Source organism: Indolivaga capnocytophagoides DSM 22835 (assembly GCF_000426485.1).
GTDB lineage: Bacteria > Bacteroidota > Bacteroidia > Bacteroidales > Dysgonomonadaceae > Dysgonomonas_A > Dysgonomonas_A capnocytophagoides.
The window spans coordinates 421,463-435,060 of the sequence record NZ_KE384529.1; the positions used below are offsets into that span (position 1 = coordinate 421,463).

Annotated in this window: 12 protein-coding genes; 9 read left to right on the plus strand and 3 right to left on the minus strand. The window is 38.5% G+C overall.

The annotated features are described in order from the left end of the window. Positions 1–282 precede the first annotated feature (282 nt). The 3 genes from K322_RS0114980 to K322_RS0114990 form a co-directional block, all read right to left on the minus strand. The gene (locus K322_RS0114980) at positions 283–1,167 is read right to left on the minus strand and encodes a carbohydrate kinase family protein (protein WP_026627600.1); all 885 of its coding nucleotides are present in this window, start codon (positions 1,165–1,167) and stop codon (positions 283–285) included. Between the two features lie 169 nt (positions 1,168–1,336). Then, positions 1,337–2,275, minus strand: a complete 939-nt coding sequence (locus tag K322_RS0114985) for a hypothetical protein (protein WP_026627601.1) — start codon at positions 2,273–2,275, stop codon at positions 1,337–1,339. Between the two features lie 47 nt (positions 2,276–2,322). Next, positions 2,323–3,036 carry a tRNA1(Val) (adenine(37)-N6)-methyltransferase gene (locus K322_RS0114990; RefSeq protein WP_026627602.1) on the minus strand — a complete coding sequence of 238 codons (714 nt, stop codon included), beginning with the start codon at positions 3,034–3,036 and terminating at the stop codon, positions 2,323–2,325. A gap of 189 nt (positions 3,037–3,225) precedes the next feature. Here K322_RS0114990 and lon point away from each other — a divergent pair, with 189 nt between their 5' ends. From lon to K322_RS0115035, 9 genes are all read left to right on the plus strand, one after another. Continuing rightward, positions 3,226–5,703, plus strand: a complete 2,478-nt coding sequence (gene lon / locus K322_RS0114995; protein ID WP_026627603.1) for an endopeptidase La — start codon at positions 3,226–3,228, stop codon at positions 5,701–5,703. 289 nt (positions 5,704–5,992) lie between these two features. Then, positions 5,993–6,529 (plus strand): DUF4251 domain-containing protein, encoded by a 537-nt coding sequence (locus K322_RS0115000; RefSeq protein ID WP_026627604.1) that lies wholly within the window; start codon positions 5,993–5,995, stop codon positions 6,527–6,529. Further along, complete coding sequence (locus K322_RS21410) at positions 6,411–6,893, plus strand: zinc ribbon domain-containing protein (RefSeq protein WP_320973672.1); 483 nt, start codon at positions 6,411–6,413, stop codon at positions 6,891–6,893. The genes K322_RS0115000 and K322_RS21410 overlap by 119 nt, the downstream gene beginning before the upstream one ends. Positions 6,894–7,001: 108 nt before the next feature. After that, positions 7,002–8,093 (plus strand): zinc ribbon domain-containing protein, encoded by a 1,092-nt coding sequence (locus K322_RS0115010; protein ID WP_051290844.1) that lies wholly within the window; start codon positions 7,002–7,004, stop codon positions 8,091–8,093. A 76-nt stretch (positions 8,094–8,169) separates the two neighbouring features. After that, on the plus strand, positions 8,170–8,709 hold the full coding sequence (locus tag K322_RS0115015) for a DUF4199 domain-containing protein (RefSeq protein WP_157279482.1): 540 nt from the start codon (positions 8,170–8,172) through the stop codon (positions 8,707–8,709). Between the two features lie 5 nt (positions 8,710–8,714). Continuing rightward, positions 8,715–9,665, plus strand: coding sequence for a glycosyltransferase family 2 protein (locus K322_RS0115020; RefSeq protein ID WP_026627608.1), 951 nt, complete (start codon positions 8,715–8,717; stop codon positions 9,663–9,665). Between the two features lie 138 nt (positions 9,666–9,803). Beyond that, positions 9,804–12,206, plus strand: coding sequence for a type I DNA topoisomerase (gene topA, locus K322_RS0115025; protein ID WP_026627609.1), 2,403 nt, complete (start codon positions 9,804–9,806; stop codon positions 12,204–12,206). Between the two features lie 140 nt (positions 12,207–12,346). Next, positions 12,347–12,676 (plus strand): hypothetical protein, encoded by a 330-nt coding sequence (locus K322_RS0115030; protein ID WP_026627610.1) that lies wholly within the window; start codon positions 12,347–12,349, stop codon positions 12,674–12,676. Between the two features lie 143 nt (positions 12,677–12,819). Beyond that, complete coding sequence (locus tag K322_RS0115035) at positions 12,820–13,491, plus strand: OmpA family protein (protein WP_026627611.1); 672 nt, start codon at positions 12,820–12,822, stop codon at positions 13,489–13,491. Positions 13,492–13,598 lie beyond the last annotated feature (107 nt).

A 13,598-nucleotide genomic window follows, 5' to 3' on the forward strand; every position in this document is an offset into this window, starting at 1 on the left:
AATATCTAAACGCAACAGTTCCAGCTAAAACAAGATATTGCAAAAACACAAAAAACAGCAAGTCGCAATAAATCAACGTTGCTGTTTGTAAAAAACAGTATCTTTCCATTACGTCCTACTAAATTAGCTATTTAATAGATAATAATGACAGATTTCCCTGATATTTTAACATCTTATAAAACAAATGGAATACCGAAAGGTATCGGCAACACACTATTAAGCCATATACCCCTGAATATATGTCACTTACCTTTAATCTAAATTATGCTCTAAACCTTTTTATTATTTATTAAAAAGCTCTCGATAAGCATCCGGCAAAAGAGGCATTGCACCATGCTGAGTACATACATAAGCCGAAACCTCTACAGCCAGTTGATGTGCATCCACAATACGATCTCCGTTAAGATAAGACGACACAAAGGCTGCCGTAAACGAATCGCCTGCCCCGACAGTATCGGCAACATGCACTTTTGGTGTATGCTGAAATGAGGCTTCCTTACGGGTAAAGACAAAACTACCTTCTATACCTTTAGTCAAAATAACGATATCTAACTTATACTGAGCCAGTATTTCCTTACAAATATCTTGTTCATTATGCCCTTTCCATCCATAAAGATCAGCCAAAACAACTACTTCTTCATCATTTATTTTAAGCATATTAGCCCATTCTAAAGATTCGTGTATCACCTCCTTAGTATAAAAATTCTGACGCAGGTTTATATCGAATATCTTAAGGCTTCCTTGCGGCATTGCCCCCAAAAACTGTTTGATAGATTTACGTGAAACCAGACTTCGCTGTGCCAACGACCCAAAACTTACAGCTTCGGTTATCCGGGCTAGTTCGCCCGTCTTTTCCGAGAAAGGGATATTATCCCAAGCTACATTCTTATGGATATTATATTCGGGAATCCCTCTTTTGTTGACTTTTACATCCACGGTTCCGGTTGGAAAGCCCGTTTTTTCAAGCAAGTACTTTAAACCTTTATCTTCAAGGCTCATCAGAATATCCTGCCCTAATTCATCGTCCCCGATAGCACTTACAGCATAGCCATCAAACCCAAATTGAGAAACATGATATGCAAAATTAGCAGGAGCACCGCCCAACACTTTCCTTTCGGGAAATACATCCCATAAAATCTCTCCTAACCCAACAATTATTTTATTCATAATTAATACTCTTAAAATCTAAGGCTTCTTTCACTGTATAAAAATAATAAATTAACCGTAAGAAAAACACTTTTTATCACAAAATAGCACTCCATCATGGCAATAACAAAAAAAAGCACGATTATCTAATTCGATAATCGTGCCTATATATATTAAAGAAAGGAAATCGTTATTGACTCACAAAAGTATTATATTGATCAACAGCATCGCTATATGTAGAACGGGCATTATTAAAGAAGCTTGATAAACGGGTCTCATCCTTTTCCCCACCCTTCAATATTTCGACTAGCTTTGCAGAAGTTTCGACAGACTGAGAACATTTACGATAGAAAGTTTCATATACTTCTTTATAATACAGATCTGACAGTTTTTTAATATCTTTTCCTGATATATCTTTATTTTTATCAACAGACGCTTTAAGAGTCTCCAGATCGGTACTCAATAATGTCAAATCCGACTGCTGGTCACCGATCTTCACTAAGACAGCCTTAAGAGCGATCAGGTCGGTTTTCATCGGAATTACAAACTCAGCAATCCGGCTGTCTTTCAACAATAACAACTCCGCCTTGTCTCCGGCTACCGCAGCCAACTGAGAGGCTGTTCTCCACGAATCATAGGCTCTTCCGATAACAGAAACAACACTGTCTCTCAATGCCGGATATCTTGAAAAATCCGTATCCGATTGATATTCTTTATTCGAAAAATAGTTACTCAAAACCTCTGTAGCCTTCACCATACCGGCCATATCAGCATTAGCACTGTTCATTGCAGACACCAGCCCTGCCTTTTCATCAAAAGCCGGAGCCAATTTAGACGACTGCTCGTATTCCGCATTCTTTCTTTGATTTGGTACATATAACTTATAATTAACAAAAAAAGCCGGCTGGTTTGGATTTGACTTTAATCTTGTCACATTATCTTCAGCTGTAGATACAACACTCCGGTAACTGCTGATAGTCTGCACGGCATCGTTACTCAGGTCAATCACGCTATTACTCATCCTGATAATTTTTGACGCATCAATTTTAGCCGGAGAATTTTTTTGCTGCCCTTGTACAGTCAATGAAAGTGTACAAAAAGCCAATAATAAAAAATTAAAATGTTTCATTTGAGTGAATATATTTTACACGATTCTATACAAATATAAATAAAATACTAAAATTTCAGGTAAAAGTCTTTCAGCATTTCTTTGAATCCGGGTGTATAAACATGCCGTTCCAGCTCTATAGTCAACTCATTTTCAACAACCATAGATTCAATATTCGAAAATTCCATTAAAACACGTTTATATTGCGAAGCCATAGTAGGCCTTACATTAGTTATACGAACTGTAAACAATCCTGACTTCTGAGCCAGACTAAGCAGTAAGTCTTTATCCTGATATGGAAAAATCAAAGCAAGCCGTCCACCCGTATCCAACAGAGATGCAGACAAACGAAATAAGTCATCAACAGGCAACGATTCGGTATGGCGCGCTATTGTTCGTTGTTTATCGGGCGACAGAAGAGAGCTTATAAAATACGGAGGGTTAGAAATGATTAAATCGTATTTCTTTGAAGTATTCTGCTCGTACTCTGCCAATGAAACCGAATTACACGATATATTCAAAAAGCCGGATTGAGACACATTCTCCTGAGCCTGTACAACCGCATCCTTATCAATATCTATCGCATCAATAGGCAATGAGTGATTGCTGCGCTGCGACAGCATCAGAGAGATAAGCCCTGTTCCTGTACCAATATCCAAAATAGAATTTACACCGGAAATACTAGCCCAAGCACCCAGCAATACGCCATCCGTCCCTACTTTCATGGCACATTTATCCTGATAGACTGTAAAATGTTTAAACTTAAAATAAGAATTTGACATATATTTGTTTTCCAAAAATAGCACTAATGCCATATCTCTGCATATGGCATAGTATTTGTAATAAAACAAAAGGCTAAAGTACTAATATAATATTGTACTTTTGTCGGTTGGAGAATAGATATAGCTATTTTTTCAACTTTCACAAAATGATCATAAGGTTTTGACGCCTAAAAAATATAACAGAATAAAATGTTTGATAGAAAAGAAAGAGACTTGTTTAACGATGGAAGTTCGGAACCGATAATCTCAATTGTGACAGACGAATTGGGTGATCTTGATTTTGATATTGACGAAAAATATCTAAAGGAAGAAATTCCGATTCTTGCATTACGCAATACAATTATATTTCCGGGTACGAACCTGCCGATAACTGTAGCACGAACCAAATCGCTTAAAGCTCTGAAAACCCTTCAGGGCAAAAAAGGTATTATAGGATTGGTATGCCAAAAAGATGCCAATACCGAAGATCCCGAACAAAACGATCTGTACGATATAGGAGTTTTAGGAGAAATCATCCGGGTAATAGAAATACCGAACGACCCCAACGTAACTGTTATTCTGCAAGGGAAGAAAAGGTTCAGATTGGATCAGATTACACAAACCGAACCATACCTTAAGGCACGATATACAGTAAAAGAACATACGGCTGCAACCGAAGATGACAAAGAATATGAGGTTCTTCTGGATTCGATCCGAGATTTAACCATTCATATGCTGAGAATGTATGGAGATCCTCCCAAAGAGTTGATCAACAAACTAAACGAAAGCGCAAAATCACCTCTTCTGGTAAATTACTGCTGTACAAATTTACCTGTACAGGGTAACGAAAAGCAAGAATTGCTGGCTATCGACGACGATAAAAACCGAGCTTACCGCCTGTTGATGATCCTCAACCGCGAAACTCAAATGCTGGAAATGAAAATGAATATCCAGATGAAGACCCGCGAAGAACTTAATCAACAGCAAAAAGAATATTTCCTACAACAACAGATACGTACCATACAAGACGAGCTTGGAGGCAACCCTCAGCAAGCGGATGTTGATGAGCTGAAAGAAAAAATCAGCAAAAAGAAATGGGACGCAAAAGTTGAAGAAGCCGTTGATAAAGAAATAAAAAAACTGGAGCGGTTGCATCCTCAATCGCCTGACTATTCGACACAGGTTACATACCTCCAAACTATTTTGGATTTGCCGTGGAATGAATATACGAAAGACAATTTCAATCTGAAACATGCTCAAAAAGTACTTGACCATGATCATTTTGGATTGGAAAAAGTAAAAGAACGTATCGTAGAACATCTGGCAGTATTGAAGCTGAAAGGAGACCTTAAGTCACCGATCATTTGTTTGTACGGCCCTCCGGGAGTAGGAAAAACTTCTCTGGGAAAATCCATAGCGGAAGCATTGAACCGTAAGTACGTACGTGTATCGTTCGGAGGATTACATGACGAATCGGAAATACGAGGACACCGCCGGACATATATTGGAGCAATGCCCGGACGTATCATCCAAAATATACAAAAAGCCGGATCATCGAACCCCGTATTTGTTTTGGATGAAATAGATAAGATCGGAAACGATTTCCGTGGTGATCCTGCTTCGGCCTTGCTGGAAGTGCTGGATCCGGAACAAAATTCGACATTTCATGACAATTATCTGAATATAGATTATGACCTGTCAAAAGTCTTATTTATTGCAACAGCCAATAATATATCAAATATATCGCAGCCTCTACTCGACCGTATGGAGTTGATAGATATAAGTGGATACATCATTGAAGAAAAAATAGAAATAGCACGACGCCACCTGATACCTAAACAATTAGAAAATCATGGATTGGATAAGGACGCTATAGACATTCCGAAAAAGACAATAGAAAAGATTATCGAGAGCTATACTCGAGAATCGGGTGTAAGAGCTTTGGATAAGACACTGGCTCAGATCATGCGGAAAGTAGCACTGAAAGTGGCAACTAAAACCGAATTCAATAAAACTCTCGAAATAGCTGATCTTACCGATTATCTGGGAGCTGAGCGATTCTCTAAAGATGAGTATCAAGGAAATGAATATGCAGGAGTTGTAACCGGACTTGCATGGACTTCGGTAGGAGGAGAAATATTATTTATCGAAACATCCCTGAGCAAGGGCAAGGCTGGTAAACTGACATTAACAGGAAATCTGGGCGATGTAATGAAAGAGTCGGCTATGCTGGCAATGGAATACATCCGTTCACACAACCAGCAGCTTGGTATAGACAGTGATGTTATAGACAACTGGAATGTACACGTGCATGTTCCCGAAGGTGCCATCCCTAAAGACGGACCATCGGCAGGTATTACAATGGTCACTTCGCTAGCTTCGGCATTTACCCAACGCAAGGTAAAAGCAAATCTGGCTATGACCGGCGAAATAACCCTTCGGGGTAAGGTACTCCCCGTTGGAGGAATTCGTGAAAAAATACTTGCGGCAAAACGCGCAGGCATCAAAGAGATTATACTTTGCAAGGATAATAAAAAAGATATAGAAGAAATAAAAGAACTATATCTGAAAGGACTAAAATTCCATTATGTTTCAGACATAAGTGAAGTTCTCGAAGTGGCATTACTGAAAGAAAAAGTAAAACACCCGATTGATCTTCATGTAAAAGAAGAAAAAGAAGTGAAGTAAGGCCTCAAACCTTCTCATTCGCCTTGCAGACATAGCTGCAACAGATAGTTGTCACTTAAAAAGTATGATATAAAACGCTTTCTGTTATCTAAAATAAATGTAAATAATTCGAGGAGAGCAACCATACAGCGTTGCTCTTTTTCGATTATAAGTAACAAAAGATATTTAACAATGTACTTTTGAGAATAACAGACTGTTGTTGTTATACTTGCAAAGTCTCCAAATAGGACTGAGACGTTAAAAAACCTTTTTACTCTATAGTTTGTTTAACTCAGAAAACAATAAAGCTATGAAACGAATAACATTTTTGTTACTTACTGCAACATTAATTCTTGCAGGATGTAAAACACAGCAAAATCCTGAAAAAGCGGCTATACAAGAAGCCGAAGCCCGTTTGGCTTATGAAAATGCAGTACAAGCTATCGACAGTTTATCTTTTGTTTTACAAGCAGACCGGGTAACCTTTAAAAACGGCAGCTTTGTATACGTGGATACCAATACCAACTTTATCTCGGTAAAGGATGGACGAGGTACTATCCAGTTAGCATTTAACGGACCTTATGCCGGCCCGAACGGAATAGGTGGTATTACAGTCGAAGGAAATGTCTCGAATGTAAAGAAAGATACTGATAAAAAAGGTAATATAACATTCAGCATGTCTATAATGGGAACCGGACTTTCAGCTCAGGTCTTTTTTAACATGCCCTATGGAACCAATAGCTGCACAGCCACCGTTACTCCGAATTTCAACAGTCAAAGGATTACATTCTCAGGTAAATTATATCTACCGGAAGAATCTTCTGTTTTCAAAGGCAGATCATTGTAAGCAACCGTTAAATCCTGATTTTAGCAAAATCGGACAACCTCCCTTATCGCGAAAGGTCATATATTTGTACATATCATTAAAAACAACTAAGATTATGGAACAAAATTTTTGCCAAAGTTGCGGAATGCCTTTAACGGAGGAGCATTTCAGCAAGAATCAGGATGGAACACAAAATACGACTTATTGCAGTTACTGTTATAAAGATGGAGAATTCACATCCGATGTAACAATGGATGAAATGATAAACCAATGTGTTCAGTATCTTGATGAATTTAATAAAGATTCGGAACAGAAATTTACTAAAGAAGAAGCCATTGCTCAAATGAAACAGTATTTTCCGAAATTGCAACGCTGGCAGCAATAACTGCCTGCCTCAATAGTATACAATGTCTCAAAGAGGTGCTCTTGACTTCTTTGAGACATTGTTTCTAAAATCAGAAACTTTAGTTACAAGCATATAGAACAACATTTTATGGGGAATCATGTTTGCCAAAGTTGCGGAATGCCTTTATATAAGCCCGAAATGTTCGGGACTGACAGTAAGGGTGCAGCTATCGAGGATTATTGTCTTTATTGTTATCAAGACGGGCAGTTCACATCAGACGTCACGATGAACGAGATGATCAAACTTTGCAGCAAATATGTAGAATCACAAGGCGGGCTAAAAGAGGAATACATCAAAAACATGCAAATTCTTTATCCGACACTAAAACGGTGGGCACAGAAAGAAGATACGCAGGCTGAATATTATAAATCGGTAAATAAAGCTCTCGATTATATCAACAATCATCTGAACGAAACCATCACACTCGAAACATTAGCAGGTATCACCAATATATCACCGTATCATTTTCACCGCATATTTAAGGCTGTCATAGGAGAAAATATCTCTCAATACATTCAACGGTTACGGCTCGAGTATGTTGCACATCAGCTCCAAACATCATCAGAATCACTCGAAATATTAGCCGAAGCAACCGGATATCAAAGTACTCAATCTCTATCTAAAGCATTCAAAAAGCGATTTGAAATTCCTCCCAGTATCTATAAACAAACACCTAACAAATGGACAATACAGCGAGCCGACCAATTATTCCCACGAATATGTAAAATATATCCGAAACACCTGATCTATCTGAATACAATAGAAAGTTCTATGACTTATCCTGACATATGGCGAAAACTTTATTCTTTCAGCATATTCAGCAAACTGTTATACGAAGGATCGGAGTCAATAGGAGCATGTTTTGATTTCGGATGCTTAGATAAAGAGCTGAATCCTGAATTTCGCGCCAGCCTGAGTATCGAGTATCCGGTTCTTTCCAATAAGCATATTTCGTGTACAAGTACCGAAGACGGCATATATGCGGTATTCACCCATCATGGCGATTACACCAATCTACCGGACTTATACAAAAGCATCTGGTTTATATGGCTTCCTCAGAGCCGTTACTTATTCCGCAAGGGTATAATTTTCGAGAAATATCTTAACAATCCCGATAATACGGAAAAAGACAAACTATTAACAGAAGTATACATACCAATTTGCCCGAAAAAAGCCTAATGATAGGATTAGTTTTCTGTTTCTTTAGAATTTTTGCTACTTTCGCACTATCATTCGAATGATAGGTATAAAAGTTATGAGCGACAAAAATAATAATATCCTCTCGGTGGCAATGAACTATGCCTTACCTTTGGGGTTATTTTGGGTATTTAAGTACCTTTTTGCTATTGGAGGTAGTTATCACGACATTTTCAAGTATATATTCCAACTATTGAGTATTGGTACTCCTGTTGTATTTTATGTCCTGCTGTGCAGGTATCGCGATGTAGCGTTAGGCGGTAAAATATTATACGGACAATGTATCTTATTCTCTTTGCTGCTATTCATTTTTGCTTCAATTCCTGAGGCTGTTATAATGAGTCTTCATTTATTGATAATCAATCCTGAAATTGTAGCCGAACAAAACAGGCTGGTATTCGATTTAATGGACAAAATGAAAATGGTTAATATCAACAGCGCAGCTTACGATCAGACAAAATCATTTCTATCATCATACGGAGCATTATACTATACAGCATCTAACGTTATCGGAAATGTAATAATAGGATTTTGCCTATCTTTGATCTTAGGTTATTTTGTTTCAATAAAAAGTCCAAACCCAACACAAAACGATTAATAAATATGGACATTTCAGTTGTCATACCATTATATAACGAAGAAGAATCTTTACCCGAGCTATCAGCATGGATCAGTAAAGTAATGGATGCACACAACTATTCCTACGAAGTTATCTTCGTAGACGATGGTAGTACCGACCATTCATGGCAGACAATCTGTAAACTTCGGGATGAATCCCCTTCGATAAAAGGCATCAAATTCAGACGGAACTATGGCAAGTCTCCGGCTTTGCACTGTGCTTTTGAAGTAGCTCAGGGTGATGTGATTATAACTATGGACGCCGATCTGCAAGACAGTCCCGACGAAATACCCGAACTGTATAATATGATCATCAATGAGAAATACGATCTTGTATCGGGATGGAAACAAAAGCGATACGACCCTTTAAGCAAAACCTTACCCACAAAGCTATTCAATGCTACCGCCCGAAAGGTATCAGGAATCAAACTCCATGATTTTAACTGTGGATTAAAAGCATACCGCAAAGATGTAATCAAAAACATCGAAGTATATAACGATATGCACCGTTATATACCCTACTTAGCAAAAATAGCAGGATTCAATAAGATCGGAGAAAAAGCAGTACACCATCAGGCTCGTAAATATGGGAGCAGTAAATTCGGTATCAGTCGTTTTTTTAATGGCTATCTGGATTTGCTGACACTCTGGTTTTTATCGGCATTTGGTCGAAAGCCGATGCACTTTTTCGGATTGTTGGGTAGTATGATGTTTTTTCTTGGATTAATATCCGTTATTGGAGTCGGGGTATCTAAGATATATGCTATGACACATGGCATGCCTTATCGTCTGGTAACAGATTCTCCGTACTTCTTTATTTCTCTGACAGCAATGATCCTCGGCACGCAGCTTTTTCTTGCGGGGTTTATAGGGGAGTTAATATCCAGAAATTCAACAGAACGAAATAATTATAAAATAGAAGAAGAGCTTTTTTAACAATCATAGCCACAACGGCATGTTATAATTTAACAGAAACAATATGCTCTTTAATTACTCATAAAAATTAAAAACAACACAACCGGTAAACAATTTGAGTACATTTACCGTTTATTTTAATTGAAAAACGACAACAGTATGCAGAAAAATTTAGTTATAGTAGAGTCTCCGGCTAAAGCTAAGACAATCGAAAAATTCTTGGGGAAGGACTACAAGGTTATGTCCAGTTACGGACATATACGCGACCTCAAGAAAAAAGATCTTGGTGTAGACCTGGCCCATAACTATAAACCATTATATGAAATTCCGGCCGATAAGAAAAAATTGGTTTCGGAACTGAAATCTGCTGCAAAAGATGCTGATGTCGTATGGCTGGCTTCCGATGAAGACCGTGAAGGAGAAGCCATATCATGGCACTTATACGAAGCTCTCGATCTGAAAGATAAGAATTCGAAACGAATTGCATTTCACGAAATTACAAAAAATGCAATACTACATGCAATAGAAAATCCCCGGGAGATAGACAAAAATCTGGTGGATGCGCAACAAGCACGTCGTGTTTTAGACCGGATTGTGGGATTTGAAGTATCTCCTGTCTTATGGAAAAAAGTAAAACCAGCTCTTTCCGCCGGAAGGGTTCAATCTGTAGCTGTACGTTTAATAGTAGAACGCGAACGTGAAATACAAAATTTCAACACCGAAGCGGCATACAGAATTCAGGCTGTTTTTATCAAAGAAGAAAACGGAACAAAATACGAACTGAAAGCCGAATTAAATAAACGGCTGAAAACGAAAGAAGAAGCAATGGCTCTTCTCGAACAACTGAAAAACGAGAGTGCCTTTGCGATAAATGATATACAAACCAAACCGGTCAAAAAGTCTCCGGCAGCACCTTTTACAACTTCTACGTTGCAGCAAGAAGCCGCCCGTAAGCTTGGATTTTCAGTATCTCAGACCATGTCCGTCGCTCAGAAATTATATGAGTCAGGAAAAATCACATACATGCGTACCGACTCGGTAAACCTCTCGTCATTGGCAATCAATACATCTCGAACAGAAATCGAAACGGTATACGGTAAAGAATATTCCAAAACCCGACAATTTTCGACTAAAGCTAAAGGTGCACAGGAAGCTCACGAGGCCATCAGACCAACATACATGAATGAGTCTAAAGTATCAGGATCTTCTCAAGAGCAAAAGTTATATGACCTGATATGGAAGCGCACAATTGCATCACAGATGTCTGATGCTGAACTGGAGCGCACGACTGTCACCATAGACCTACCGAAGGATAATGACCTGAAATTTGTATCGACAGGAGAAGTGCTGAAATTTGACGGATTTCTTCGTGTATATCTCGAAGATACCGACGATGAACCCGCCGACACCGATGAAGCATCACTGCTTCCGCCTCTGCATCTGAATGAAAAACTGGATTTACAGGAAACAACCGCCACAGAGCGTTTTACTCAGCGTCCGCCACGATACACTGAAGCTTCACTGGTTCGAAAATTGGAAGAGCTGGGTATCGGACGTCCATCAACATACGCTCCGACTATATCTACCATTCAAAACAGAGAATATGTAGAGAAAAGTAATATAGAAGGTGTTGAAAGAAAGTACAATGTACTCCAACTGAAAAAAAGTAAAATCACCGATTCTATAAAAACAGAAATCACAGGAGCTGATAAAAATAAATTAAAGCCTACTGACATAGGTATAGTCGTGAATGATTTTCTTACACAATCATTCCCATCTATCCTCGACTATAACTTCACAGCTAAAGTCGAAAAACAATTTGATAACATCGCCGAAGGACAAGAAGAATGGACTCACCTGATTGATACGTTCTATAAAAGTTTTCATCCGGTTGTGGATGAAGTGATGAACAGCCATACCGACCATAAGATCGGAGAACGGATACTCGGATCCGATCCTAAAACGGGCAAACAGGTATCCGTTAAAATCGGACGGTTCGGCCCCATGGTACAGATAGGCACGCAGGACGATGAGGAGAAACCAACTTTTGCCTCTTTACAGAAGAACCAGTCATTGACGACTATCACACTCGAAGAAGCTTTGAAACTATTCGACCTTCCACGTTCGGTCGGCGAATACGAAGGTAAAGATATGCAGGTGGCAGTCGGACGATTTGGACCATATATCCGTCATGACGGCAAATTCATATCACTTCCGCGCGGACTCGATCCGTATGCCGTGACCGAAGAGGAAGCTGTACAGCTGATCGAAGAAAAACGGAAAAAAGACAGTGAAAAAACAATCAGCATATTCGGAGAAGGTGACGAAGAAATTCAGGTATTAAACGGCAGATACGGCCCCTATATTACCTATCAGAAAGGGAATTACAAGATACCTAAAGGAACCGATGCAGCAACTTTGACTGAAGAACAGTGCAAAGAAATTATAAAAAATACAGAAAGTACATCTTCTAAATCGAAGAAGACTTCAAAAACAGAAAAGAAAACAACCAAAGCCAGTTCAGAGAAAAAAGGAAAGTCGACTAAAAAGTCGGAGAAATAAAGTTCCTGATCTATTTAAGGGTATCCTGTATTCTGTCAGTCACTTACAGATTACCCATTATTTGGCATCTCCTTATTCAACTGAACATACAAAGCCTATAGTTGTTAATATAATAGTTATAATACCTAAAAAAGAAAATTATGAGTACGGAACTCGATCCAATAGGTTATGATGAAGACGAAGCTGTAAAGTATATTCAAAATCATTTACCGCAGGATTTAAAGGGAAAATTTTCAAACGATGAAATAAATTATGTGATAGACATAGTTTACGAATTCTATGAAGACAAAGGCTTGCTCGACGAAAACACTTCTGATGAAGATGTCATAGACATTGATGAAGAAGAATTGATTCAGTTTGTTTTAAAGAATACCCAAAAAGACAAACTGGCTAGTTTCACTTCTGAAGAAATAACCTTTATTGTACAAGGAGAGCTGGCATACTGCGAGTCTCTGAATATTTTTGAATAACGCACACAGCCGTTATGTTATTTAAGTATATTGTACTGAAAGTTACATACTGATATTGTATCGAAGATTTGTAGTAATACTAAATTTTCAGATACGTTTTTGAAAAAAAACTGAATAGGACACTATTATTTTACAACAATTATATGAAAAAGACATCATTTGGAGCATTAGCTCTCAGTGCAGCTTTATTATTATCTAGCTGCGGCGCAAGCAATACTGTTAAAGGAGGAGGAATAGGTGCTGGTGCAGGTGCTGCACTTGGCGCAGGTATTGGTGCGATAGCCGGAGGCGGCAAAGGTGCAGCCTGGGGCGCAGGTATCGGAGCCGTATTAGGAGGTACAGCAGGTGCTGTAGTCGGAAATAAAATGGATAAACAAAAAGCAGAACTTGAACAGATAAACGGAGCTCAGGTAGAAAGTATCAATGACGGACAAGCTATCAAAGTTACATTCGAATCAGGTATTCTTTTTGCGACGAACTCCAGCTCATTGAGTACCGCTTCACAGAGTGCTTTAACTCAGTTTGCTACTTCATTGAAGAACAATCCGGACACAGATATCCAAATAATCGGACATACAGACAATACAGGTTCTGATGCCGTTAATAACCCATTGTCTGAAAAACGTGCTCAATCGGTATACAATTTCCTTCTGCAGAAGGGTGTAACCGGAGGTCGTATGACTTCTACCGGAATGGGATCAACACAACCTGTTGCAGACAACAGTTCGGCTACCGGACGTTCTCAAAACCGTAGAGTTGAGGTATATATCCTTCCTAACGAAAAAATGCTAAAAGACGCACAACAAGGTAAATAAGATATAAAAACCGATAATGTATAAAAATCCCGGATAAATTAATTGTCCGGGATTTTTTATGCTTCAAATTCAGTAATTTTGTATACAAGAAATTGAGTTTATTTTGC

Coding starts and splice junctions, on each gene's coding strand:
- K322_RS0114990 (WP_026627602.1), bottom strand. CDS start 3,036: ATGTCAAATTCTTATTTTAAGTTTAAACATTTTACAGTCTATCAGGAT.
- K322_RS0115010 (WP_051290844.1), top strand. CDS start 7,002: ATGGGGAATCATGTTTGCCAAAGTTGCGGAATGCCTTTATATAAGCCC.
- topA (WP_026627609.1), top strand. CDS start 9,804: ATGCAGAAAAATTTAGTTATAGTAGAGTCTCCGGCTAAAGCTAAGACA.
- K322_RS0115000 (WP_026627604.1), top strand. CDS start 5,993: ATGAAACGAATAACATTTTTGTTACTTACTGCAACATTAATTCTTGCA.
- K322_RS0115030 (WP_026627610.1), top strand. CDS start 12,347: ATGAGTACGGAACTCGATCCAATAGGTTATGATGAAGACGAAGCTGTA.
- K322_RS0115020 (WP_026627608.1), top strand. CDS start 8,715: ATGGACATTTCAGTTGTCATACCATTATATAACGAAGAAGAATCTTTA.
- K322_RS0114985 (WP_026627601.1), bottom strand. CDS start 2,275: ATGAAACATTTTAATTTTTTATTATTGGCTTTTTGTACACTTTCATTG.
- K322_RS0115015 (WP_157279482.1), top strand. CDS start 8,170: ATGAGCGACAAAAATAATAATATCCTCTCGGTGGCAATGAACTATGCC.
- lon (WP_026627603.1), top strand. CDS start 3,226: ATGTTTGATAGAAAAGAAAGAGACTTGTTTAACGATGGAAGTTCGGAA.
- K322_RS0115035 (WP_026627611.1), top strand. CDS start 12,820: ATGAAAAAGACATCATTTGGAGCATTAGCTCTCAGTGCAGCTTTATTA.
- K322_RS0114980 (WP_026627600.1), bottom strand. CDS start 1,167: ATGAATAAAATAATTGTTGGGTTAGGAGAGATTTTATGGGATGTATTT.
- K322_RS21410 (WP_320973672.1), top strand. CDS start 6,411: ATGGAACCAATAGCTGCACAGCCACCGTTACTCCGAATTTCAACAGTC.